The sequence below is a fragment of the Parashewanella spongiae genome, assembly GCF_004358345.1.
GTDB classification, from domain to species: Bacteria; Pseudomonadota; Gammaproteobacteria; order Enterobacterales; family Shewanellaceae; genus Parashewanella; species Parashewanella spongiae.
In genome coordinates this window covers 4,090,927-4,117,512 of record NZ_CP037952.1, presented here as the reverse complement: position 1 = coordinate 4,117,512, position 26,586 = coordinate 4,090,927, and the positions used below count along the sequence as shown (strand labels likewise).

At 39.7% G+C, this 26,586-nt stretch carries 16 protein-coding genes and 1 pseudogene; 8 read left to right on the top strand and 9 right to left on the bottom strand.

The genetic code is table 11. From position 1 onward, the window contains the following. The first annotated feature begins 97 nt into the window (after nucleotides 1–97). From E2I05_RS16350 to ltrA, 5 genes are all read left to right on the top strand, one after another. Nucleotides 98–1,078, top strand: a complete 981-nt coding sequence (locus E2I05_RS16350) for a hypothetical protein (protein ID WP_145964476.1) — start codon at nucleotides 98–100, stop codon at nucleotides 1,076–1,078. 643 nt (nucleotides 1,079–1,721) lie between these two features. Continuing rightward, on the top strand, nucleotides 1,722–3,188 hold the full coding sequence (guaB, locus tag E2I05_RS16345) for an IMP dehydrogenase (protein WP_121854592.1): 1,467 nt from the start codon (nucleotides 1,722–1,724) through the stop codon (nucleotides 3,186–3,188). 73 nt (nucleotides 3,189–3,261) lie between these two features. Next, complete coding sequence (gene guaA, locus E2I05_RS16340) at nucleotides 3,262–4,839, top strand: glutamine-hydrolyzing GMP synthase (RefSeq protein WP_121854593.1); 1,578 nt, start codon at nucleotides 3,262–3,264, stop codon at nucleotides 4,837–4,839. 69 nt (nucleotides 4,840–4,908) lie between these two features. After that, nucleotides 4,909–5,400: a tRNA adenosine(34) deaminase TadA gene (gene tadA / locus E2I05_RS16335; protein WP_279387042.1), complete on the top strand. Its 492-nt coding sequence runs from the start codon at nucleotides 4,909–4,911 to the stop codon at nucleotides 5,398–5,400. Between the two features lie 1,126 nt (nucleotides 5,401–6,526). After that, nucleotides 6,527–7,495 carry a group II intron reverse transcriptase/maturase gene (ltrA, locus tag E2I05_RS16330; RefSeq protein WP_133309751.1) on the top strand — a complete coding sequence of 323 codons (969 nt, stop codon included), beginning with the start codon at nucleotides 6,527–6,529 and terminating at the stop codon, nucleotides 7,493–7,495. A gap of 11 nt (nucleotides 7,496–7,506) precedes the next feature. On the opposite strand, the pseudogene E2I05_RS22675 reads toward ltrA, so the two are convergent. Beyond that, nucleotides 7,507–8,633 (bottom strand): annotated as a pseudogene (locus E2I05_RS22675) (ISAzo13 family transposase). Between the two features lie 90 nt (nucleotides 8,634–8,723). On the opposite strand from E2I05_RS22675, the gene E2I05_RS16315 reads away from it, so the two are divergent. Next, entirely contained in the window at nucleotides 8,724–9,104 is a 381-nt protein-coding gene (locus E2I05_RS16315) for a group II intron maturase-specific domain-containing protein (protein WP_133309750.1), read from the top strand. A gap of 381 nt (nucleotides 9,105–9,485) precedes the next feature. On the opposite strand, the gene mltF is transcribed toward E2I05_RS16315, so the two are convergent. Continuing rightward, the gene (mltF, locus tag E2I05_RS16310; protein WP_312018414.1) at nucleotides 9,486–10,871 is read right to left on the bottom strand and encodes a membrane-bound lytic murein transglycosylase MltF; all 1,386 of its coding nucleotides are present in this window, start codon (nucleotides 10,869–10,871) and stop codon (nucleotides 9,486–9,488) included. A gap of 185 nt (nucleotides 10,872–11,056) precedes the next feature. On the opposite strand from mltF, the gene purL reads away from it, so the two are divergent. Further along, nucleotides 11,057–14,956 carry a phosphoribosylformylglycinamidine synthase gene (purL, locus tag E2I05_RS16305; protein WP_121854964.1) on the top strand — a complete coding sequence of 1,300 codons (3,900 nt, stop codon included), beginning with the start codon at nucleotides 11,057–11,059 and terminating at the stop codon, nucleotides 14,954–14,956. Nucleotides 14,957–16,238: 1,282 nt separating this feature from the next. Here the strand turns inward: purL and E2I05_RS16300 are convergent. The 6 genes from E2I05_RS16300 to E2I05_RS16275 all read right to left on the bottom strand — a co-directional run bounded on the left by E2I05_RS16300 (nucleotide 16,239) and on the right by E2I05_RS16275 (nucleotide 23,606). Continuing rightward, nucleotides 16,239–16,484: a hypothetical protein gene (locus tag E2I05_RS16300; protein WP_121854255.1), complete on the bottom strand. Its 246-nt coding sequence runs from the start codon at nucleotides 16,482–16,484 to the stop codon at nucleotides 16,239–16,241. A gap of 333 nt (nucleotides 16,485–16,817) precedes the next feature. Then, nucleotides 16,818–17,144 carry a hypothetical protein gene (locus E2I05_RS16295; RefSeq protein ID WP_121854254.1) on the bottom strand — a complete coding sequence of 109 codons (327 nt, stop codon included), beginning with the start codon at nucleotides 17,142–17,144 and terminating at the stop codon, nucleotides 16,818–16,820. A gap of 18 nt (nucleotides 17,145–17,162) precedes the next feature. Then, the gene (locus tag E2I05_RS16290; RefSeq protein WP_121854253.1) at nucleotides 17,163–19,124 is read right to left on the bottom strand and encodes an autotransporter outer membrane beta-barrel domain-containing protein; all 1,962 of its coding nucleotides are present in this window, start codon (nucleotides 19,122–19,124) and stop codon (nucleotides 17,163–17,165) included. 194 nt (nucleotides 19,125–19,318) lie between these two features. Continuing rightward, a complete protein-coding gene (locus E2I05_RS16285; RefSeq protein ID WP_121854252.1) occupies nucleotides 19,319–20,041 on the bottom strand; it encodes a YebC/PmpR family DNA-binding transcriptional regulator in 723 nt (240 codons plus the stop codon). A gap of 116 nt (nucleotides 20,042–20,157) precedes the next feature. Further along, the gene (locus E2I05_RS16280) at nucleotides 20,158–23,274 is read right to left on the bottom strand and encodes a hypothetical protein (protein ID WP_121854251.1); all 3,117 of its coding nucleotides are present in this window, start codon (nucleotides 23,272–23,274) and stop codon (nucleotides 20,158–20,160) included. A 2-nt stretch (nucleotides 23,275–23,276) separates the two neighbouring features. Next, nucleotides 23,277–23,606, bottom strand: a complete 330-nt coding sequence (locus E2I05_RS16275) for a hypothetical protein (protein ID WP_121854250.1) — start codon at nucleotides 23,604–23,606, stop codon at nucleotides 23,277–23,279. 307 nt (nucleotides 23,607–23,913) lie between these two features. Here E2I05_RS16275 and E2I05_RS16270 point away from each other — a divergent pair, with 307 nt between their 5' ends. Continuing rightward, nucleotides 23,914–24,156, top strand: a complete 243-nt coding sequence (locus tag E2I05_RS16270; protein ID WP_121854249.1) for a TIGR02922 family protein — start codon at nucleotides 23,914–23,916, stop codon at nucleotides 24,154–24,156. 1 nt (nucleotide 24,157) lies between these two features. Here E2I05_RS16270 and E2I05_RS16265 read toward each other — a convergent pair whose 3' ends face one another. Continuing rightward, nucleotides 24,158–26,569 carry a Lon protease family protein gene (locus tag E2I05_RS16265; RefSeq protein WP_121854248.1) on the bottom strand — a complete coding sequence of 804 codons (2,412 nt, stop codon included), beginning with the start codon at nucleotides 26,567–26,569 and terminating at the stop codon, nucleotides 24,158–24,160. Between the last annotated feature and the right edge of the window lie 17 nt (nucleotides 26,570–26,586).

The following is a 26,586-nucleotide window of genomic DNA, read 5'->3' as shown; positions in this document are numbered from 1 at the left end:
TATTCAAGTTATTTATTACGTTAAAAAATATTAACTATATGGACTAGAGGGAAATGTATAAAATTTAAATGTTTTTAAGCGAATAAAGAAACAGAATATGTCTATAGCGAGTCCCCAAGCGTTCCCCTATACTATTTTTTCCATGGAATCATCAGCCATTGATGAAACTTGTGAACTCTGTGATTTTGCTGTTCAGCATTCAAGGGATCAAAAAGTAATTAATGAATTTCATACTTTAAAATCAGAGATAAATTCGCTTAGAAAAAAAGAAATACCATCGGACTTAGCCGATTGGAGAGTGTTGAAAACTTATTTGTCTACACGGGTTGCGCCTGAACATCCTCTAAAAGGTAAACACCGTGATTTATCTAGCCTCGTAAAATGTAGCTTTGAGAATGCTCAGTTTGAAAAGTTGAAAATGTGTCTTGATAAATTTGTTGTTAATTTTTGTTATTTTGCGGGAATAACCCCTGAAATAGCTTTATCTATCCGTACATTTTTTTTGGAATTAAATTGTCATAACGTTCTTGAGGTCGGGTCGGGCATGGGGTGGTGGGCCAAGGCGATTAATAAAGAATTTGGATTAAACTTTGAAAAAGTGAAAGTGACTGCAACTGATAGTGGTCATCATTTTAGCCTTACCTTGCAAGAAGATGGGTTTCAGAAATATCTTGATGAGGAGATTTCTTATGCAAAGGATCTAACATCGGACACTTCTAACAGCAGTATCAATTTTCATAAGCCAGATGAAAAATTACTTGAACAATGTGTATTCAAAACAGAAGCTATGGACGCCAAAAGTGCAATTATAAAGTATCGAGAGTCTCATGATATATTATTGGCAGTTAACCCTGTTGCAAATGTTTGGCCTGCTTTTACTGAGTGGCCTGAAGATAAGCCTATTTTAATAATTTCAATGGAGCATATAGCTGACTTGAATCTATCATTTTCTTCAGGATGTTATACTTATGATGTTGTAAATGGCGTACAGTTACCTAGTGTAGAAATAACTTCTCATTTATCCTATTCCTCTTTGAAAGTCGATTTAATTCGAAATTTTAGGTTTAAGGGATTGTAAAACACTGTTTCCTGTTATCAGAATGCTTTTACCTCTCTAGAGGCTGTTTATCTTTCAGGATTAAATTTTGTGCTATTTGAGCGTTTATCTGTTCAATCTAGAAACATCAGTTGACTGCGTTCTCAAGCGTAGAGAAAATGGCTGATAGTAAGGCGTAGCTTGCAGCAAGTACTTATTCTACTTGCAAAAGTTACAACGCAGATAGCACTCATTTTAGCAAGCTTGTGAGCGTAGAGCGCTTCACTCATTGGGTGAATGCCATGATGATAAAATCATCATATTGCTCAAACAGTTACTCATATATTCAGCGTTCAACTGATGTTTTTAGGTTCAAGGCGTAAGCAGTGAAGCTTAGTCATCTAAGTAAACGGGTTACAACACAGAACAGTGAACGCTCAAAAGCATCTAAGACAGCGTAAATTGGTCATTTCTACTGCGTTATCGCTTGCTTATTTGGAATACCAAACCGCACAAGCTCTGTCTTGTATAAAACAACCAAGTTATCGCTGCAAAAATAATCACGAAAGATAAACAGCCCCTAACAAGAATAAAAAGTATGCATTACCATTTACCAAGGACAATATGCAAGGTATAATCCCGGCGCAATATTTACCTTCCACCCTACACTGAGGGAGATGTTGCTATGCTAAGATTAAAAAAAGAAGCGCTAACATTCGATGATGTATTACTCGTGCCTGCGCATTCAACTGTCCTCCCAAATACTGCCGTTTTAAATACTCGCTTAACTAATAAAATCCAACTTAATATCCCTATTGTGTCTGCAGCTATGGATACCGTAACAGAAGCTCGCCTTGCTATTGCTATGGCGCAAGAAGGTGGTTTGGGCTTTATTCATAAAAATATGAGTATCGAGCAGCAAGCAGAAGAAGTTCGTAAAGTGAAAATTTACGAAGCTGGTATCGTTCAGCAACCAGTTACTGTGACTCCTGAAACCACTTTAACTGATTTGCGAGAGCTAACCCGTCGAAACGGTTTTGCAGGTTACCCAGTGATTAATGATTCTAATGAGCTAGTTGGAATTATTACAGGCCGTGATGTGCGATTTGTTACAGACTGGAGCCGCACCGTATCTGAAGTGATGACACCCAAAGAACGCCTTATCACTGTGCCAGAAGGTACTGAGCTGGATGAAGTTCAAACCTTAATGCATTCAAATCGCATAGAAAAAATACTCGTCGTCAATAAGTGCTTTGAGTTGAAAGGACTTATTACAGTTAAAGATTTTGAGAAAGCCGAGCAGAAACCGAATGCCTGTAAAGATGAACTCGGTCGTTTACGAGTGGGCGCAGCGGTTGGTGCTGGTGCTGGTAACGAAGCACGTGTCGACGCGTTAGTTAAAGCTGGTGTTGATGTCCTGCTTATCGACTCATCTCATGGTCACTCTGAAGGCGTATTGCAGCGCATTCGAGAAACTCGCGCTAAGCATTCTGAACTGCAAATAGTTGGCGGTAATGTCGCGACAGCAGAAGGCGCATTAGCGTTAGTTGAAGCTGGTGTTAATGCGGTAAAAGTGGGTATTGGACCGGGCTCAATTTGTACTACTCGTATTGTTACGGGTGTTGGTGTTCCACAAATTACTGCGGTATCAGATGCCGCTGCTGCGCTCAAAGATTTAGATATTCCAGTGATTGCTGATGGTGGTATTCGTTTTTCCGGTGATTTGGCTAAAGCGCTGGCGGCAGGTGCTTCATGCATTATGGCTGGCAGTATGTTTGCTGGTACTGATGAAGCGCCGGGGGAAACTGAGTTGTATCAAGGTCGAGCTTATAAATCTTATCGTGGTATGGGTTCGCTTGGTGCCATGTCTCAAGGTTCGTCAGATCGTTATTTCCAAACGGATAACGCTGCCGACAAATTAGTACCAGAAGGTATTGAGGGACGAGTACCGTATAAAGGTCACTTGAAAGAAATCATTCATCAGCAAATGGGCGGTTTACGTTCATGCATGGGACTAACAGGCTGTGCAACGATTAATGAGCTGAACTCTAAAGCAGAGTTCGTGAAAGTCACCTCTGCAGGTATGGGCGAGTCTCATGTGCACGATGTGACCATGACCAAAGAAGCACCAAATTATCGCTCTGGTGTATAGCATCATTGATTAGGCGGCCACAGTGCCGCTTATTTTTTAGGTCTGAATTAAAAATAAAAAACAAAGGTAGAACATGAACGATATCCATGAGCATAAAATTCTCATTTTAGATTTTGGCTCTCAATATACGCAATTAATTGCACGCCGCATTCGTGAAATTGGTGTTTATTGTGAGCTTTGGGCATGGGACGTTTCTGAAGCGGACATTAGAGAATTCGCTCCAAACGGTATTATTCTCGCTGGTGGCCCTGAAAGTGTAACGGCTGATCACTCTCCTCGTGCACCTGAATACGTGTTTAATGCAGGCGTTCCTGTTTTGGGAATTTGCTATGGCATGCAAACCATGTCTGAGCAACTTGGTGGTAAAGTGATCCAAGGTATCGGTGAAGGCGAGTTTGGTTACGCTCAAATCGAATTACAATTCCAGTCATCATTATTTAAGAGCATTGAAGATGCAGTAAGTGAAGTTGGTAAGCCTTTACTTGACGTTTGGATGAGCCACGGTGACAAAGTATCAGAAATTCCTGATGGGTTTGTTGCGGTAGCCAGTACTGAAACTTGTCCTTTTGCGGCAATGGCAAACGAAGACAAGCAGTTTTATGGGGTTCAATTCCACCCTGAAGTGACTCATACCCGTCAAGGCCTGCGTATTCTCAGTCAATTTGCGTTAGACATCTGTAAGTGCGAAGCCAATTGGAAACCGAGCAATATTATTGAAGATGCAATAGAACGCTTGAAAAAGCAAATAGGTGATGACGAAGTAATACTTGGTTTGTCAGGAGGGGTTGACTCATCAGTGGTCGCCATGCTTTTACATCGTGCTATTGGTGATAAATTAACGTGCGTGTTTGTTGATAATGGCTTACTTAGGTTGAATGAAGCTGATCAAGTAATGGAAATGTTTGGTGAGCATTTTGGCCTTAACATTGTTCACGTTGATGCTGAAAATCGTTTCTTAGATGCGATGAAAGGAGAAGCTGATCCAGAAGCTAAACGTAAAATTATCGGTCATGTATTTGTTGAAATTTTTGATGAAGAGTCGAAAAAATGCGTTAATGCAAAATGGTTGGCTCAAGGCACCATTTACCCAGATGTGATTGAATCGGCAGGCAGCAAAACTGGTAAAGCTCATGTGATTAAATCTCATCATAATGTGGGCGGTTTGCCTGATGATATGGAGCTTGGTCTTGTTGAGCCATTACGCGAATTGTTCAAAGACGAAGTGCGTAAAATTGGTTTAGAACTCGGCTTACCATACAATATGCTTTACCGTCATCCATTCCCTGGCCCAGGCCTTGGAGTGCGGGTACTTGGTGAAGTGAAAAAAGAGTATTGTGATCTGCTTCGTCGTGCAGATGCCATCTTTATCGAAGAGCTTCATGCCGCCGATCTTTATCATAAAGTTAGCCAAGCCTTTACCGTATTTTTACCCGTGCGCTCAGTAGGGGTTATGGGTGATGGTCGTAAGTATGACTGGGTAGTATCACTACGAGCTGTAGAGACTATCGACTTTATGACGGCGCATTGGGCACATTTGCCCTATGACTTCTTAGGTCGTGTTTCAAACCGTATTATTAACGAAATCGATGGTATTTCTCGTGTGGTTTATGATATTTCAGGTAAGCCTCCAGCGACAATTGAGTGGGAATAAGCTTTCGATTGATATACAATTTTTAAAGGCGCATTTTGCGCCTTTTTTTATAAATAGCAGGCGAATTTTGTGAAATCAGAGCAAGACCAACATTTTATGCAGCAAGCCATGAATATGGCCGAACAAGCTGAAGCTATGGGAGAAGTACCAGTAGGCGCAATATTGGTTAAAAATAATGAAGTTATAGCAACGGGATATAACTTGAGCATTGGTGATCATAACCCATGCGGACATGCAGAAATCCTCTGCTTACAAAATGCAGGCAAAGCGCTAGAAAATTATCGTTTAATCGATACGACTTTATATATTACGTTAGAACCTTGCGCAATGTGTGCCGGAGCGATTGTTCATGCAAGGGTAGGTCGTGTTGTTTTTGGTGCAAAAGATGAAAAAACGGGCGCAGCAGGTACGGTATTGAATGTCTTGCAACATTCATCAGCGAATCATGTGGTTGAAGTAGAATCCGGCGTATTAGCTGAAGAATGTGGACAACAATTGAGTCAGTTTTTTAAACGTCGACGTAAAGAAAAGAAGCTATTGAAACAGCAAAAGCAAACTTAGCTTTGCAGTAGTTCATTAGCCGTTAAAAAATTAAAATATAGTTTTTGACGTTTTAATGTACGTATGTGGCGAATCTTATTGTGCATACGTCGACGAGCCGCGTTATTTACTAATTTTCTTCTCATTTAATCTCCATATTTCTATCTATGTTCCTCACATATATAAATTAAGTTTGTTTCAAAAGTATGTCAATGTAAGGGCTTAACAAAATTATCTCTGTTGATTAGGGTCTGTTGATCTTTTAGGATTAAATTTTGTGCTATTTGAGCATTTATCTGTTCAACCTAAAAACATCAGTTGAACGCTGAGTATATGAGTAACTGTTTGAGCAATTGGATGATTTTATTATCATGTTTTTCACCCAATGAGTGAAATGCTCTACGCTCACAAGCTTGCTAAAATGGCTGCTATCTGCGTTGTAATTTTTGCAAGTAGAATAACTACTTGCTGCAAGCTACGCCTTATTATCAGCCATTTTTTCTACGCTTGAGAACGCAGTCAACTGATGTATCTAGGGAGCGCCACGAAGCGCTTTATTCTGTTGCGGGATTTGTCTCAACGTATACGCAGCCAAGCGATTACATGGCCATAAACCAGAGACAGCAACGTTATTATTTATAATAAGTCCATCAGGTTGAAACGTACCTGACGGGATAATTACCAGTTCATCCCGAAATCTGACGGGCATGCATAATGGGTAACCGCTATGACATGAAGCCCTGTGACAAAGGCCTTGAATAAAGGTTGAGATGCAATGTAGGCCGCAGCATCAAGCGAATTCAGTTAAGCGTCGTAAATCAAAAAATGAAGATGGGGAGTCTTTCCTAGTTGACGAACCCTGACACAAACAGAGAAGCAACTGGTAAATGCATCTGTTTGATCTTCCGGCGTAATATGAAGTGGCATGTATTGAAGGAAATAAAGTGAACGTGGGAGAGCCTGAGTGTTGGAAGGTAGTGACTTCCACTATCCGAATATAAGGTAAACCGAAATTTCAGATAGGGCGCTCAGGCAGTCGGATGAGCCCATAGTACCGTTAACCGTGAAGACAACATAACTTTACATCAGGGAGGGGGCTCAGTGTTACACCCGTTTTTTAACGTAACTTTTGAGGTGAAATTGCCATATGGCTAACACTCCAGTAAATATCAGAATATTACAGCGAAAACTTTACTTACGCTCAAAGCTTAACTCGGAGCTACGATTTTACAGCTTGTACGATAAACTCAGTCGCCTAGATATACTCGAAGAAGCCTATCGACGATGCAAAGCCAATAAAGGCGGAGCAGGAATTGATGGCATCACATTCAGTTATCTAGAGCAGCAAAAGAAAGTCGTTGCGCTGTTAAAAGAAATTCAAACTCAATTACAACAGAAAAACTATCGACCTAGCCCAGTCAAACGAGTAGAAATACTCAAAGACAACGGAAAAACGCGGAAACTTGGGATCCCGATAATCAGTGACAGAATTGTGCAAATGGCGATGACAATAGTGATGCAACCCGTCTACGAACCTCATTTACATGAACACAGTTATGGTTATCGTCCATGTCGAAGCGCCCAGCAAGCGGTAAAAGTCATTGAAATGAGCCTAAAACAAGGCTATCAGCACGTACTCGATGCTGACTTGAGCGCCTATTTCGATACCATCCCGCACGCTAAGTTGATGGCAAAAGTAGAAAGGCGAATAAGCGACAGCAGCTTTCTGAGTTTGCTGAAAAGCTTTATCAAAGCGCCCATCAGCGTAGAGACGGTCAACAGAAAATGGCGAATAGAAGCAAGCCGATGTGGCACTCCGCAAGGCGGAGTTATCTCTCCACTACTGGCTAACATCTATCTCAACGATTTCTGTTTGAAAATACACGAAAAAACACCGTGTAAAATCGTTACCTATGCAGATGATTTTGTTGTACTCCATAAGCAAACCTACACACAAGAGCAACTGGACTGGATAACACAGCAATTAAGTGATGAAGGTCTGAAGCTAAATCAAAGTAAAACCCACTGTGTGGATATGGGAAAGCTGATGAATGAGTTTGATTTCCTCGGTTTTAACTTTCAACGGATCACAGGCCTCATCAAAGGCACCAGTTAGGGATCTAGCATTTAAAAATCTACCGCAATTGGAGTGATTGTAAGATCCCACTTTGGTAATTCACTATTTCTGACTATTTTACTTTCCAGCTCTTCTTTTTCTTTGTTATTGAGCTTGACTCCTTTTGAGTAAATTTTATCAATTAAATTGACTACTGGGCTCATCGCTTTCCATGTCATTGTTTTTGTCCATTCTATTACCGTTTTGGCTGTACTCAGTAATGTGCCATTCCAATGCCTCTCTAACGATGACCAGACTCGTTCTATCGGGTTGTACTTACTGTGGTATGGCGGGTAGTAGACGTTTCGAATCTTGAGTTTCGATTGTTCACTAAACGCTACTAATCTAAACAGGTATTGAGTACGACAGCCACTATTTTCAGGACCATTATCTGAAAAAATAATGAGTTCTTCCACTTCTAGATTTTCACTTTTAACTGAATCCCACCACCATTCAAGTGCGTCACAAATGAAGTCACTTGTTTTATTTGAGTTGCCATAAAAAACATGAAGTTGATCATTGTCGAGGTTAAGAATTCCGAACGGGATCATTTTCTTTTTTATTTCCATATCATGATCCAACGCTTGAACAGCATCAGCACTACGAGATTTACCGTAACGGGAATACTCACCAACATTAACTGTCGCTTTACAGTCGATACTAATACGGATGACTTTTTTATTACCGGTTGTTTCTTTATTGATTTTGTTTACGTTTTCAAAGATAGCGTCTGTTTGAGGAATTTTTTTTGGGGTTTAGTTTTTTGGACTCGTCGAAGTCTGTATCCCAGTCGATTTAATATGTCGTTAATGGTTCTTTCTTTAGGTAATTCTTCAGGTAGCCAGCCTTTTTCTTCAATTAACTTTTTTCTGACGCCTTTCGCTGTAATTCGGGTATACACAAACGTATTTTTAAACTTCGGGTCGGCTTGCGATTCAGGATCTACTAACGCTCTAATATCTATTTCTAATTGAGGCTGACTCACTTCACTTCGAGGTTTTCCGTCATAGTTTCCGAAACACTCGAAGCCCGTTTCTTGTTCATGAAGCCCAAGCGCAACAGCCTTTCGACACCAGCCAAATTCTGTTTCAGTTAAGCGTGGACTCCCACAGCAGAAGGTTTTGGATACTTCGGCCATAAAAACTCTTTTCTCCATCCCATGAAGTTTACTGGATGCAAGTTTAATTATCCTTTTGGACTCACTAGAAAGGTAAATTGAAGTAGACATTTGGCTGCAACCGTAAATTACTCTGTTTGGATTATACGTCGGTATAACCTAAGTCGCAGCATCCCTTACATCAAGATAGAGGCGTCTAAGAAGAGCCAAACAAAGCTGAAAAATAAAATCAGAGACATAGTGAAACACCGAACCTCAAATACACTTGGCGTACTGATAAATAAGGTTAATCAAGTTCTGAGGGGATGGAAACACTATTTTGGTGGGATAGGTTATCCCAGAGGTGTATTTTTCAGAATAAATGGATTTGTAGTAAACCGGTTCTATCGCTGGCATCGTCGCTTAAGTCAACGTCGAAGCAAGTATCTATCACGAGGTGCTTACGAAAAATTACGCCAAGCTGGTCTTGAGTATTTACCCACGACAAGATGATAAGCAAAGTGAAGGGGCTGAGAGAAGTGTAACAACAGAGCCGTGTGAGGGAAAACCTCATGCACGGAATCGAAGAGGGGCTGCTGGATAAGCGATAGCGAAGCCAGTAGCCTACTCTACTTCAAGGCGTGAGCAGTGATGCTTAGCCATCTAAGTGAACTGGTCACAACACAGAACAGTGAATGCTCAAAAGCATCGAAAAAAGAGAGAGCGTAAATTGGTCGCTCTTTCTAAATAAAAGGTGCTGCGTTATCGTTTTCTTATTTGGAAACGAAGTAACGACAGTTTTGTATGTCGATAATAATCAAACCTCACAAACTCTGCCTTGCATAAAATAACCAATTTATCGCTGCAAAAACAATCACGAAAGATCAACAGACCCTAGATCGTTGCAATCAAACTTTTTTTAAGTTGTTTTCTGGTAGATTGTTGGTCGATCCACAGTAAGGTATCGTAATAACGACGTATACTATCAACATAGTGCACAGCTTCTTTTCCTCGACCATATCCATATTTCAGTTTTCGGTAGTACTTTCTCTTTTGCAATAAAGGAAGTACTTTTTTTAAGTCTCGCCATGAATTTGGGTTTAACTTCAATTTGGCGGCTAATTTACGAGCGTCAATGACGTGGCCAAGCCCAATGTTGTAGGAAGCTAAAGCAAACCACATACGTTGATTTTCAGGTATAACATCAGGCAATCGGTTAAGCATATTTCTTAAGTAAGTAGCACCACCACGTATGCTTTTAGCTGGATCGAGTCTGTCATTAATCCCTAGTTCTTTGGCCGTTGTGGAAGTAAGCATCATCATTCCCCTCACTCCTGTAAATGATTTGGCTGCTGGGTTCCAATGAGATTCTTGATAAGACGTGGCAGCAAGCTTTCTCCAATCGATATCTTTGCCGTGTAACTCAAAGAGTGGTTGGTACAGTGGAAGTACAGAGCTTACGGCGCGAATGAAGGCACGGGTGTCGACATAATCAAATTTCTTAACATGGCCAAAATATTTCTCTTTAAGAAATGCAATATTACCTGACTTACGCTCTTGATGCCAAAACGCAAGCAGTTGACTGAGTGTTTTATCGCTATTAGTCGGTGGTAACATCCAAACAATAGGTCTTTGCTTCGCAAGTACAATACCTTGGCGGATCTCAGGCATGAAGCGTTGGTTCACTTTGACGATGGTTGAGTCAGATATAGTGTATTTAATTTCGCCTCGATCAACCATTTCCAGTAATTCTTCATTATCTTTGCCGTAAATGGGTGTCCATTTCAAATTTCGATGGGTTTGTTTTAGCTCTATTAAAGTCTCTTCATAGGATGAGTTAGCCATTACACTGATTGGTTCATCAATGTCATCAATGTTTATAGGTGCTTTAGTATTTTTTCGATATATAAGCACTTGATTAACTCGGTATAACGGGGGGCTAAAGCGAAAACGACGATTTCTAGCAGGTGTTTGCTGAAAAGCAGCAGCAATCAAATCTACATTGCCTTGCTCAAGGGCTCTAAATAGGCTGGAACGATCCGGATATGGTTGGATGTCCAAAGGTAACCCTAAGTATTGGGCAAATTCCTTAGACATTTCGTAATCAAAACCGCTAGGGCCATTGTCGTCAATCATATAGATTTGTGAACCATACAAAGTCCCCACACGAAGCACGTTAGGTTTGAAAATAGGTTCTTTTTGAGGAGGTGGCACTATTACTGATGTCCTACAGCCACCGATAAACAATATAATCCCTAAAAAACACAGAAAGCGCATCATAAGCCATCCGTAAAAGGTGAATAATTGAAAACGTTTTTTTACGAAAATAGTTTTCGCAAAATCACTCCTTTATATCACAGGAAAAGCGCTTTTGGGCAAGCTTGAGTGATGATTTATAAGCCACGTTTACTTATAATATCGCCAACAAATACCCTGCACATATTACAATAAGGTGAATAGACGTGATGGAGATCATCCGCGGAGCCCCAGCAGTTTCAGATTTTAATATTAAAAAAATGATGCAAGCCTGTAACAGTAAGGCACTTCCGGTCAAACAGATTCATTCAGAATTTATTCATTTAGTCGATTTAAGCGATCCGTTAAATTCCAACGAACAACAACAATTAGAAAAACTCCTCACTTACGGCCCTAAAAAAGATACTCAACGCCTTCAAGGCATGCTGTTTTTCGTTACTCCTCGTCTCGGTACAATTTCTCCTTGGTCTTCTAAAGCAACAGATATTGCTCATAATTGTGATTTAGGCAAAGTGAAACGGCTTGAGCGAGGAGTCGCTTATTACGTTGAATTAGCTGAAGAGAAAGACTTCGATTCCCTTAATGATAAGCAGAAAAAAACGCTGAAAGCGTTGCTTCATGACCGCATGGTTGAAGTGGTTTTTTCTGATTTATCTGAAGCGCAGATATTATTCACTCAAACTGAGCCAAAGCCATTTGCCAGCGTTGATATTATAGGTAAAGGCCGTGAAGCACTTGTGTTAGCCAACACTGAAATGGGCTTAGCACTAGCAGAAGACGAAATTGATTATTTAGTTGAGAATTTCAGGTCGCTGGAACGCAACCCAAATGACATTGAATTAATGATGTTTGCTCAAGCAAACTCAGAGCATTGTCGTCATAAAATCTTTAATGCTGACTGGACAATTGACGGTGAAGCACAGCCAAAATCATTGTTCAAAATGATTAAAAACACTTATGAAACTCACCCTGAACATGTGTTATCAGCTTATAAAGATAATGCCGCGGTAATGGAAGGTAGTATTGCTGGACGTTTCTTCCCAGATCCAGACGGCACTTATAACTATCACACAGAACCTATGCACGTGTTGATGAAAGTAGAAACTCATAACCATCCGACGGCAATCAGTCCATACCCTGGTGCTGCAACTGGATCAGGTGGTGAAATTCGTGATGAAGGTGCAACTGGTCGAGGATCTAAACCAAAATCAGGACTCACAGGTTTTAGTGTTTCTAACTTGAATATTCCGGGCTTTGTGCAGCCTTGGGAAAAAGATTACGGTAAACCAAGTCGTATTGTCAGTGCATTAGACATTATGACCGAAGGGCCATTAGGTGGCGCAGCATTTAATAACGAATTTGGTCGTCCAGCATTGCTGGGGTATTTCCGTACTTATGAGCAGAAAGTTTGTAGCCATAATGGTGTTGAGGTTCGTGGTTATCATAAACCGATCATGCTGGCTGGTGGACTCGGTAATATCCGAGAAGATCATGTTCAAAAAGGCGAAATTACAGAAGGCGCGAAACTGATTGTACTTGGTGGCCCTGCAATGAACATTGGACTTGGTGGCGGTGCAGCGTCTTCTATGACATCAGGTCAATCGAATGAAGATCTAGACTTTGCATCCGTGCAGCGTGAAAACCCTGAAATGGAGCGCCGTTGCCAAGAAGTTATCGACCGTTGTTGGCAACTTGGTGATGAAAACCCAATTCAGTTTATTCATGATGTTGGTGCTGGTGGTCTTTCAAATGCATTGCCTGAACTGGTCAGCGATGCCGGTCGTGGCGGTAAATTTAATTTACGTGATGTGTTATCAGATGAGCGTGGCATGAGCCCGCTGGAAATCTGGTGTAATGAGTCTCAAGAGCGATATGTGCTCTCGGTCTCTCCTGAAAACTTGCAAATTTTTACTGACATTTGTCAGCGTGAACGCGCACCATTTGCGGTTGTTGGCGAAGCGACAGTTGAGGAACATTTGATTCTTGACGACCCGCATTTCGATAACCAACCAATCGATTTACCCCTTGAGGTATTGCTTGGTAAAGCGCCTAGAATGTCTCGTGATGTTGAATCTAAGCAAGCGATAAGCCCAGCTTTAGCGCAAGAGAACATTGCAATATCTGAAGCCGTTAAGCGTGTATTAAGTTTGCCTACTGTTGCCGATAAAACCTTTTTAATTACTATTGGTGACCGTACTGTAACAGGGCTTGTAAACCGCGATCAAATGGTTGGCCCTTGGCAAGTTCCAGTAGCGGATTGTGCTGTAACTGCTGCGAGTTTTGACTCGTATGCTGGCGAAGCCATGTCGATGGGTGAACGTACACCACTTGCATTATTGGACTTTGGCGCATCAGCGCGTATGGCCGTTGCAGAGTCAATTATGAATATCGCAGGTGCGGATATCGGCTCATTTAAGCGTATTAAATTATCCGCGAACTGGATGTCAGCGGCGGGGCATCCTGGTGAAGATGCAGGCCTTTATCAAGCAGTTAAAGCGGTGGGTGAAGAGCTGTGCCCAGAGTTAGAATTGACTATTCCAGTTGGTAAAGACTCAATGTCGATGAAAACAGCATGGCAAGAAAGCGGTGAAGATAAGACTGTAACATCGCCAATGTCACTAGTGATAACAGCATTTGGTGTTGTACGTGATATTCGCAACACTGTAACACCAGAACTTCGCAGTGATAAAGGGGGCACTCGTTTACTACTGGTTGATTTGAGCGAAGGTAATAATCGTTTAGGCGGCTCGTGTCTCGCACAAGTGTTTGGTGAGTTGGGTGATACGGCGCCCGATTTGAACACGCCTGCACTGATGCGTCATTTCTTTGAAGTAACACAAGCGCGAGTTGCCGCTAGAGAAATTATTGCTTATCACGATCGCAGTGATGGTGGGGTATTTACAACGTTAGTTGAAATGGCTTTTGCGGGCAATACCGGACTGAAAATTGATCTGTCTTCGCTAACTGGCACATATTTGGAGCGTTTATTTAACGAAGAGTTGGGCGCTGTTATTCAGGTTAATGCTGAGCAAGCCGATGAAATTCAAACACAATATCGCGCAGGTGGTGTTGAGTGTCATTTGTTGGGTGAGATAACACAAGATAACCAAATCAGCATCACTGATGGTGATAATGCGGTGTACACAGAAAGCCGTGTTGCGCTGCGTAAACTGTGGTCTGAAACAACCTTCAAAATGCAATCAATGCGTGACAATCCAGAATCAGCTAAACAAGAATTTGATTTAAAGCTTCAAGCTGATGAGCCGGGTTTAACCGTAAATTTAAGCTTTGATCCCGCTGAAGATGTGGCCGCACCTTATATTTTAAAAGGTATTATGCCAAAAATGGCAATTGTACGTGAGCAAGGGGTAAACTCACACGTTGAAATGGCTGCCGCATTTGATCGGGCTGGTTTCGAAAGCCGTGATGTACATATGTCAGATATCCTTGCTGGTCGCATCAACTTAGATGAATTCCAAGGCTTAGTGGCTTGTGGTGGGTTCTCGTATGGTGATGTATTAGGTGCTGGTGAAGGATGGGCAAAGTCAATCCTATTCAATCAACGTGCACGTGATGAGTTTAGCCGTTTCTTTGCTCGTGATGATAGTTTCTCATTGGGTGTGTGTAATGGCTGTCAGATGCTGTCAAACCTTAAAGAGATTATTCCGGGAAGTGAATTTTGGCCGCATTTTGTGCGCAACAATTCTGAGCGATTTGAAGCAAGATTTAGTTTGGTTGAAGTACAAAAAAGTCCGTCGTTATTCTTTAATGAAATGGCGGGTTCACGAATGCCAATTGCTGTTTCTCATGGAGAAGGTTTGGCTGAGTTTGCTAATGCTCAAGCGCTTACTTCAGCTGAGGCAAGCGGCACGATTGCACTGAGATATGTAGATGGTCACGGCAAAATTGCTACCCAGTACCCACAAAATCCAAATGGATCTGCCAATGGTATTACGGGGCTAAGTACAACAGATGGACGTGTCACTATCATGATGCCACATCCTGAGCGAGTGTTTAGAACCGTAGCAAACTCTTGGCATCCAGATGATTGGAGCGAAGATAGCCCGTGGATGCGCATGTTCCGCAATGCACGAGTGAATTTAGGTTAATAAATTGGTATTAATTTGAGTTTTCGTAACGAAATTTTTAAGAGTGCGATTTTAAAAAGATACTCAAAATATTATCAACAGTACAGATAGTTATACCAATTACAGTAATTAAATGCTCAACTCAGAGCTATGTATGCGCACAAAGTACAAACGAAATTAGTGAAAACATAGTTATTAGCGACATACAAAACAGTCGTTATAACATTGCTACGTTGAGATAATTTTGTGAAGTAATTTTTGCGCATACAAGCTCCCGAAGGGCTAGGCTAAAGGTTTCCATTACTGCGTTGCACGTTCTTGAATTATCCCGATAGTACTTTGAACATGCGCCTTGTACTGAAAACCTTTATCTCTTGCTGAGTGAGAGATTAATTACTGTAATTGGTATTAGGGTCTGTTGCTCTTTCAGGATTAAATTTTGTGCTATTTGAGCATTTATCTGTTCAACCTAAACAAATCGGTTGAACGCACAATTCACCCTTAACCTACTGAAGCATATTGCAAAAATTAATGATGTTTCTTCACTTGTTAGGTGAGTGCTGAACGCTCATATACTTGCCAAAATGACCGCTAGCTGCGTTATAAATTTTGCAAGTAGAACCACTACTTGCTGCAACTTATGCCTTGCTATCAGTAATTTTTTCTACGTATATGACCATTCTCAACCGATTTATCTAGGCTCAAGGCGTGAGCAGTGATGCTTAGCCATCTAAGTGAGCTGGTCACAACACAGAACAGTGAATGCTCAAAAGCATCGAAAAAAGAGAGAGCGTAAATTGGTCGCTCTTTCTAAATAAAAGGTGCTGCGTTATCGTTTTCTTATTTGGAAACGAAGTAACGACAGTTTTGTATGTCGATAATAACCAAACCTCACAAACTCTGCCTTGCATAAAATAACCAATTTATCGCTGCAAAAACAATCACGAAAGATCAACAGACCCTAGTCTATTACAAGGAAAAGCAACATAGGATAAATGGCAATACTTGTCGTTAAGAGAAGTTGCCTCTTCAAAAATCATGGGGATATAGCTATCAGTTATAGCAGTGTTATTTTAAAACTAACAATAGATGAAAAGCTAAGTGGCTATTCAGCTCCTGTTCGGCAATCTTCGATATGCTAAAAAAAATGTGTAATGAAAGGATAGAGCATGGGCGTTTCAGCAATAATTCCAGAGCATTGCAGTTCAATTTCGTTAAGTTGCTTTACAGATACAAAAATATTAGCTAATGCAAGTGATTGCATAGAAAGAGTTAATGATAAAATTCCATCGCCTCTAAAGCGTTATACAATGGCCGTTATAGAAAGTGGAACTAACGCTATCCCTATCTTACTTTTTTTCGGCACAGGCCCTGCTGGGCTAACAGGTGTCGCGGTGACTAGTGCAGTAGCAGGGGGAGTTAAAGTAGGAGTAAAGTTCTTAACTGAAAGATCAGAGTTAGGCAAAAAAGTAGGAAATAGCACTGCTGATTTTTTGTCAGGAGTTGTAACCGCTTTTGGAGCAGCTGTAGTGCTTGGTGATGTATCCACTGGGAAAAAATTAGTTTATCGTCTTGCGGTTACATCAAGTGCCGTTTTGGGTGCCACTGTGGGCACAAAAATAAACGATAAGGTGGTGGATCTAATAGGGGTTAAAGAAGATAGCTGGTTTCGGTTTATCTCTAATCGGGTAGCTGGTTTTATCGGTGGTTATGCAGGCGGTTATGTGGCAACGCGATGTTTAACTAAGTTTGAAGGGGAGGTTACAACGAAAACTAAGAGTAAGGGAAAAATTACTCTAGATAAGGCAATATTAAATGCAGAACTTGAATCCCTTGAAGATGGAGATGGCGAGATTTTTTATGATGCATCGGGAGATATACATCAATTCGAATCTGATAGGGTTAGTGAATTGCTCTTAAGAGCGCGAAGACAAAATACTGAAAAACCGCCGGAGCAGGCTACTACAACAGAGGCTAAAGCAACAACAGAGGCTAAAGCAACAACAGAGGCTAAAGCAACAACAGAGGCTAAAGCAACAACAGAGGCAAATCCTACAAAAATTGAGGTCACCTCAGAGGTGACAGAACAAGTCACTTTTGAACCTACAGAGATAGATGGTTCTGGCAAGCCCCCAGAAAATTTAGCACCTTCTGAAATCCAATCGAGCGTAGAAAATACAGGAAGTGTCTCAATACAACCATCAACCACTTTAGGAGCTCGGACTAGTCAGATATTGCCTTCACTGTCGTTTTCGGAAAATGAAATGAAAGTAAGCCCGAGCATATCGCTGGTGAGTAGTGATGACATACAATCGACTCCTTTTTCTACTACTTCTACATTATTATCGCAACCACAACTGGAGGTTACTCGAACGGGTGAGCCTGTATCAACACCTATTCCATCTTCAGCGGATATCCTTGTATCAACACCTATTTTATCTTCAACAGATAATTCAGTACCAACACCTAGTTCATCTTTAACAGGTAACCCAGTATCAACGCCTATTCCATCTTCAACAATTAACCCAGTATTAACACCTAGTTCATCTTTAGCGAGTAACCTAGTATCAACACCTAGTTCATCTTTAACGAGTAACCTAGTATCAACACCTAGTTCATCTTTAGCGAGTAACCCAGTATCAACACCTATTCCATCTCCAACAGATAACCCAGTATCAACACCTAGTTCATCTTTAGCGAGTAACCCAGTATCAACACCTATTCCATCTCCAACAGATAACCCAGAATCAACAGCTATTCCATCATCAACAATTAACTCAGTATTAACACCTATTCCATCTCCAACAGATAGCTCAATACCAACACCTATTCCATCTTCAACAATTAACTCAATACCAACAGCTATTTCATCTCCAACAGATAGCTCAATATCAACAGCTATTCCATCTTCAACAATTAACTCAGTATCAACAACTATTCCATCTCCAACAATTAACTCAGTATCAACAACTATTCCATCACCAACAGATAGCTCAATATCAACACCTATTCCATCTTCAACAATTAACTCAGTATCAACAGCTATTCCATCACCAACAGATAGCTCAATACCAACACCTATTCCATCTTCAACAATTAACTCAATACCAACAGCTATTTCATCTCCAACAGATAGCTCAATATCAACAGCTATTCCATCTTCAACAATTAACTCAGTATTAACACCTATTCCATCTCCAACAGATAGCTCAATATCAACAGCTATTCCATCATCAACAATTAACTCAGTATTAACACCTATTCCATCTCCAACAGATAGCTCAATATCAACAGCTATTCCATCATCAACAATTAACTCAGTATTAACACCTATTCCATCTCCAACAGATAGCTCAATATCAACAGCTATTCCATCATCAACAATTGACTCAGTATTAACAGCTATTCCATCTCCAACAATTAACTCAGTATCAACAGCTATTTCATCTCCAACAGATAGCTCAATATCAACAGCTATTCCATCTTCAACAATTAACTCAGTATCAACAGCTATTCCATCATCAACAATTAACTCAGTATCAACAGCTATTCCATCTTCAACAATTAACTCAGTATCAACAGCTATTTCATCTCCAACAGATAGCTCAATATCAACAGCTATTCCATCTTCAACAATTAACTCAGTATCAACAGCTATTCCACCTTCAACAATTAACTCAGTATCAACAGCTATTCCACCTTCAACAATTAACTCAGTATCAACGCCTATTCCATCTCCAACAGATAGCTCAATATCAACAGCTATTCCATCTTCAACAATTAACTCAGTATCAACGCCTATTCCATCTTCAGCTAGTAACCCAATATCAACGCCTAGTCCATCTTCAGCTAGTAACCCAATATCAACACCTATTCCATCTCCAACAGATAACCCAGAATCAACACCTATTCCATCCCCAACAGGTACTCCAGATTGTGTTTGCCCTTCTGGAAGTAGTGGAAGTGGAGATGTTAACGGACTTCTTCCTGATGAGAGACAACCATGTCCCTCTCCAGCGCCAGCGCCGACATCCGCGCCTACTTCTTCATGGCGTGAATTCGTTATAATACTTGGTTCAGTATTTGGTGGTTTTATCGGAGGAAATTTCACAGGGTTTTTTGGAGGATGGAAAATACGTAGTTGGAGATCTAACGCCAACAAGAGCAATCTCGAAGAACCAGTTACCACCGAGTTCCGTCAAAGATCTAATAGTCAAACATCTGATAGTCAAACATCTGATAGAGTATGTGAAACTGAATTTAATTTAGGTGCACATTGGACAGACGAACCTGACTCATCAAATGCTCAAACAACAACTTATAATCCTTGAGCCTGATTATGAATGTTTTCAGCAGCTTTATTTAAGCTGCTGAAAAGCAGAACTACTCAGTAATTTCAGCGTTGTGATAAACATTTTGAACATCATCACAATCTTCGAGTGCGGCGATAAACTTATCAAAGGCTTCAATATCTTCGCCTTGAACTTCAGTCATGTTTTGTGGCACATAAGAAATGTTATCAACTTTAAAGTCGATATTAGGGTAAGCATCAGCAAGCGCGGTGCGAGTTTTGAAATATTCAGTATGAGGTGCGTAAACACTTATCATGCCATCTTCAAGCTCTACATCTGTGACATCGACATCTTCCATCATGAGCATTTCTAGAATGGCGTCTTCATCATCTCCTTCAAAGACGAAAACCGCTGAATGATCGAACATGTGAGAACAAGTACCAGGACCACCTAATTTTGCATCATTTTTAACAAATGCTTGGCGAACTTCAGTAAAGGTGCGTTTTACGTTATCGGTTAGGCAATCAACAATCACCATGCAATTTCCGGGGCCAAAACCTTCGTAGCGGGCAGTTTCATAATCTTCACCACCGCCTCCTTTGGCTTTATCAATTGCTTTTTCGATAACATGTGCCGGAACTTGATCTTTTTTCGCTTTTGCAATTAATTGGCGCAATGCGATGTTTCCATCAGGCTCTACACCACCGTTTTTCGCACAAACATAAATCTCTTTGCCGTAGCGAGAATACAGTCGAGTTTTCATTCCTGCCGTTTTGGCCATGGACTCTTTACGGTTTTGGTATGCTCTTCCCATCTTAGTCTCTACGTTAAAAATTGAAAATATACGTTGATTTTAACAGGTTCAGTATTAATACCAATTGTATTTTTGCAATACTTTTTTCATCGGGTCAAAGAGTCGTTCCTATGTAATTAATGTTCTTCATAGAGAACTAAAAAAGTTTTTGTTTGCGCTAACAGCATATAATCTTTGTGAGTTCGTTTGCTAATATCCCATTTTTTTTGCAAATGACAAATAAATCTACGAGCTTTTTCTATTGCTTGAAGGATGAGTTTTGTCCTCAGTGGGTGAGCTTTTGTAGTAGAGTCATTTTCAATACTTAAGATGAACTGTAGGTCTTCATAAAATGTTCGTTGTTGACACGATGGCATATATTTTCTAATTTCGTTTGATGCTGACGTTATTTCAACTGAGGTATCGGGCACAGCTTTTAAAAAGCACAACTCATTTTCGAGTATCACTATTGCCTCATCGGAAGCGTGGAACAATAACAAACCTTTATCTTTACTGTTTAAGCGACTAAAGCATGCTGCTTTTTGAGCTGAAGTTAAATTTGGGTGAGACATTAAAGTTTCAATTTTTGCCTTATTTGAAGATGTTTTCATACCATTGAATACAGCAACTCTTAATTCATCGTTAATATTTGGGCTCTGCCACAGCGCCTTTAATGTGTCTTGGTCGAATGTTTTTATTTTGGAGGTGAGTCTTTCGAATAACGGGATATTTGCTTGCTCTGTAATAGCGCGAGAATGTTTAAGTATGTGAATCAATGAATCCATGTTGGATAAACGCTCTAAAATACTAAAAATGTTTTTCTCCCATTTTGGCCCACATTGTATCGTATACATTTCAAAGCTTTCGACATTATGTGATGAGACAAAAAAGTTGCTAGGTAGGATTTTAGTCAAAATCTTTGTTTCATTATCTTGAAGTTCTGTAGCTGGGTATAAACCGATTTGGACAGCCGATATTTGTACTGCAGCAGCGTTAAGCATTGAATTATAAAAAAGAGCAACGTCAGAACCTTGTAATGAATGTAGCAGAAATTTTATGTTCTCAAGGCTGACATCTAGCTTCGGGATATATTCCAACAAGAGTAGAGTTTTCTTTCTGGGTAATGGCCATTTTTCAAATTGTGTTAACTGCCTCCAGAGGGATAATTTGTCACAAATAAGTTGTGGACTTTCTAAAAAGGCGTGCTGGTAAAATGATTCAACTTTAATTATTTCAGATTCTATTTGTTCTATTTTTTCGCTTTCCTCTTTAGCTTCTCTCGTCGGCTTTGAAAAAATAGACATTCTATCTTTGGTTATTTTTGATATGCTTAATAGATGTTGTGCGCTTAACGAAAAATGATAGAATTCATTGAATTCATCAATGATACTTTTAGCTTCTTTGTTCTTTTCCTCCTGTATTTTTTGTTGAGCCTGTTCGGCTTCTACATCTTTAGTTATCAAAGCACTTTCTATTACTTGAGAACAAGACTCTCTTTCTGAGCTTGCACTTGCAATATCTGCACTATTTTTTAATGTTGAGCTTGTTTTACTTGGATATTTTATTGTAGCTGGACAGGAAGGTGCTTCCGATTTATTTTTTATTTTTAGGTATTGTGAATAAAGTTTTACTAAATCTGGGTGAACCCCATTCATTAGATATATTTTGGTTTTTAATCTTGCGTGCCTATCAAACATTATCTTTAGCTTACTTAAGGTGAAAATAGCTTCTTGAGGATTTGGATAACTTAATAACAAGGAAAGCTCTGTTAATGTATCAATAGTGCCTTTTATGCTGGGTACATCAATGCAAAATAAATCTCTTTTTATATCAGCATGGACTAAAGCTTGAACGACCAAATTAGCTATTTTGCTTTTAGTCCAGATTGAGGTGTAAAATTCAGCAAAAACAAGAATAAATCCACAATTTAGAGGGTCTAGTTCCATTGACTGTTGAATAATCTGATCAGCAAGTTTAAGTTTGTTTTTATCGGTCTCGACTATTAATTTAAGAATTTGTATTGTTGGAGTCATGGAATGATGTGCGTCATTTAAATACTTCAGCATTTGAGATGTTAAGTCATCATTTTCTTCACCAGCTTTCTTAGGTCTAGTAGAAATGTTTAAATGAATTGCGTTTAATATATCATGGCCCCTTAATAAAAAATATTTACAAGTTCCTTCCTCTTCCGAAGCTTGGAGGTATTCAATAGTTAATAATGTAACCGATGGAATATCCGGTTTTTTATCTTCAGTTTCCTCATCAATAGATTTCCATCCGGCGTTTTGTTTTTCTGCAATCATTGATATCGATTTCTGAGTGAGTTCACGGCAAAAACGGTAGTAACTATGTGCAAGAGTGCAGCATAAAGAAGGTGACATTTTAATAGCATTAAAGTCTTGTGTGGTCACAACAAACAAGAGTAATTTGATACAATTTTCTTGATCTAATGCGAATAAATAATGAAGCGACAATGAGTGAATAGCTGAAATCATTCCCTTTTGAGCAAGAACACCTAATTGTAATACCCCATCATTTACATGTTGGCTATCATCTGAACTAAGTTTGACTCGCGCTTGTAGATAATCTGATATGTCAGTCGTATATGGGGTTAAGATTGAACTGCTTTTTATTTGTTGGATTGCTTTTAGAGCAGCTTCGGGATTTAAAGGACCGAATATAGGAGCGACATAAATAAAAGGTGCTAGTAACTTGACCATAGTCGAGCTATTTCTTAAAAATTTTTCTGAAACTTTTTGACGCTTTTCTTCAAATTGGGCAGGAGATTGAGAAATCGAATTTTTTTGCTGTTCGTAATCATTTATCAGTTCAAGCAATTCAATTACTTCTGGAGAAAAGTCATGGCAATGGCAGATTGGATTGTTGTATTGCTCCCGTGCCATTAAAAGTAGTAACCTTTCTGCTTCAACAGGGAGGTAAACTTCAAAATTAGCATGACCTAATAAGACGTTATCAAGATACTTTTGTCTGGCTAAGTGATGCCCGGTATCAGCAACTCTTTTGAGAAAAGATAAGTGTTTATGAGGTGAAGCATTAAGCACTTCACTGCCTTGTTCAAATGCTTCCGATAAATGGCTGCAAAAGCTAAGATAATCATCAGCTTCCCAGTTTTTAAATTCAAACTTGCTCTTTTCTGCAATTAAAGCACTGAGTGCTCGGATTTGTCTTAAATAGTAAATTACATTTTCTAAAGCATCGAACTCATTATCATCAATATTTGTAGTTTTCTCCAATATTAATGCGCATACGTTAAATACGTTTTGAAAATTTTTTTTTTAAAACTCTCATGAATAGTTCGGATTTGCTTATCTGTAACACAAGTACAGCCCTCTGGGATGTCAGGTACTGTAGGGCATTTTTTTAAAAACTTAAAGTCACCCAAAAATCCTGAAGTTTGCACTGTTTGAGATGAAAGAGAGGGGAGTGAATTGATTTGAACCTCGGAGGTAGGGATTGGTTCACAAATAAAGTTGGTTTGTTCAACGGGCTTTTTGCTTGTTTCATGAGTAGATAATTCTGGGGTAATATAACCTTCAACAGAACTAGTTGCTGACTCTGTTAGCATTGAAACCTCTTATATATTAATAACATTATGTTTATTACACGTCGTTCATGCATATAAAAATTAGCGTCAAAATTGAATGATGAACTTACTCAAAGAACTATACCCTACTGAAGTTGTATTTTGGCTGAACCTTAGTTAAATCAAAATCTAACAAAGCTCTGAACAACTCCGAGCATTGAATGTCTACCCGAATCACGAACTAATGCAAGGTGGATTTATATTGATTTTGTACTTTCAATTACTCCTTTTTCAATGGCATAAGCTATAACTAGATTGTTCCTTTTATTTAATTAATGAGTTAATTATCATGAATCAAAATAAAATTACGGCTGAAGTTAAGACGGTTACCGTACTTTATTACGACGCCCCTGCTGGTCTTGTTATGCATAATGATGTTTTGCAGAGTTTACCCGTTAACGCAAACGGAAGAGTGCTGCTAACTGATGAATTTCGTGAAGGAAAATCAATAATTGCGGTGCTAGAAGGTGAATGCAAAATATTAAACTCGCTCGGTGAGCGAGTTTATGAAACCAAGGTTCTTACAGATTAATTTACTTTTTCTGTTGTAACGTTCTTAATTTTTGCAATTTTAAGTGAGCCGATTGATAAACAGAGTTTTTGGTAAAGCTTTGTCCTTTTGAAACACCAGAAGCTTTTTCTGCAAGTAACTCTATCGCTTGATTTATATGGCTAATAGCCCAAATATGAAACTTACCATTGTGTATAGCTTCGGCTATATCACTACGTATCATTAGGTTTTCAATATTTGCAGCAGGGATGATAACCCCTTGTTCGTCATGACGCCCCTTAATTGAGCAAACATCATAAAACCCTTCAATTTTTTCATTCACTCCACCAATTGGTTGAGCAACACCAAATTGATCCATTGATCCCGTGATTGCGATACTCTGTTTTAGTGGTATCTTACTGATAGCTGATAAGATTGCACAGTATTCAGCCATTGAAGCACTATCGCCATCTACTCCTGAATACGATTGTTCAAAGGTTAAATATGTAGTTAGCGGTATTTCTGCTGATTTACCCAGCATTGAAGCAAGATACGAGGTCAAAATTAATACTCCCTTAGTGTGGATTTGACCACCAAGCTTAACTTTATGCTCAACATCTAACACTTCACCTTTACCTAAAGCTGTATTGGCTGTTATACGGCTTGGAAGACCAAAGCGATATTCTGCGGTAGAAAGTACGGTTAACGCATTCACTTGTCCAACAACCTTGCCTGTGACCTGCATAAGAGTACGGCCAAGCTTGAAGTCATCTAATAGCGAATCTTGTAATTTATTGACTCTATGCTGTTGGTTATCGAGTGCTTGTTGCACGTGATTCGCCGTTATCATGTCAACATGTTGAGAGCGAGCGACAAAGCTTGTTTCTCTAAGTAGGTTGGCGATATCGGCGGAATAAAGTGAGAGTTTATTTTGGTCTTCAGCTTGTCTAGAGCTGTATTCTACGACTCGAGCAATTGCTGAATTATCACAAGGAAGCAATTCGTTATCATGAACAATTGAAGAAATAAATCGAGCATAATGTTCTTCAGAAGTATCGGTGCGAGGCATGCTGGTTTCAAAATCGGCCGTAACCCTAAATAGTTCACTGAAATCAGGATCGTAATGCTGTAATAGCTGGTAGGTTTGATGATCGCCGAACATGATGATTTTTACATTGAGCGGAATGGGCTCTGGGTTCATTGAAATGGTGCCAGACAAAGAAACTTCCCGCTCAAGAGAGTTTAAATCAAGCTGACGAGAGCGAAGTGCCCGTTTCAATCCATCCCATACATACGGGCGTTCAAGTACTTTTGTTGCGTCAATGAGGAGTACGCCACCATTCGCTTGGTGTAAACTTCCTGCTCGAATCAATGAAAAGTCAGTAAATACAGTGCCTTTAAATGTAGCGTTCTCAATATATCCAAACAAGCTGTGATAGCTTGGACTTTCCTCTACTTGAATTGGAAAATGCGTATCTTTTTGATTGACTAACACATTGACTAGATAACGGCGTGGCATTTTTTTATCTAGGGTTGCATAAGCCAAACCAAGCTGCTCTTCAGATTGTTCAAGAAATATGTCTACATTAGCGATCATGTCCTTTTGCATTGCTTTAAGATGTTCACTCACATCAATATCTTTTTTATACTTTCTCAACAAGGGCTTGATAAATTGGCTGAGTACTTCTTTTGCTGTTTGATCATCATGTTCTTGCTGCTTATCGCTGTATTCTTGTTCCCACTTAGTAAAGGTTCGCACAATTTGTCGTAAACGAGTTTCAAAGCCTGCAACAATCTTTTCTATGGCTTTTTTTTCATCAGCAGGTAGGGCTTCATAACTTTCTTCTGTGTGTGGTTCTTCACCATTAACAGCAATGAGTTGATAGTCGCCTTGGGCTGTCATCAAAAGTTTTACATTTTTTGCTTTGGCTTCTTTAGTAAGTTCTTCAAGCGCAGCTTCTTGTTGCTGTGACAGTTGCTTTTTTAGTTGATCCGCACGATTAAAGTACATCTCATTATCAAAGGCTAGGGGCAAGGCTTTGACTAATCTTAATACTAGTTTTTCAATATTTTGTTTGAATGTTACTGCTTGTCCTCTGGGAAGTTTTAAGACTTTTGGACTTCGTGTATCGTCAAAATTCCCCACATAGCACCAATCGAATAACTCGCGTTCGCTCTGCAATCGGGTTAAATAACGCAACATCATAGTACGCTTCCCAAGACCATTTTGTCCGATCGCGTAAATGTTATAGCCTTTTTCTTTTATTCCCATTGCAAACTCAACAGCCTTTTGAGCACGAGTTTGGCCGACAATATCGTTGATAGGCTGAAGATCATCGGTAGATAGGCAACCGGAAGTGAAGCATGGAAGCTGGCAGGGACGATAAACATCTTGTTTGGTTAATTTTTTTACGGGAGAAATACTAGATAAAAGCGATATATCTGATGTGATCATAATCCATCCTGAAACAG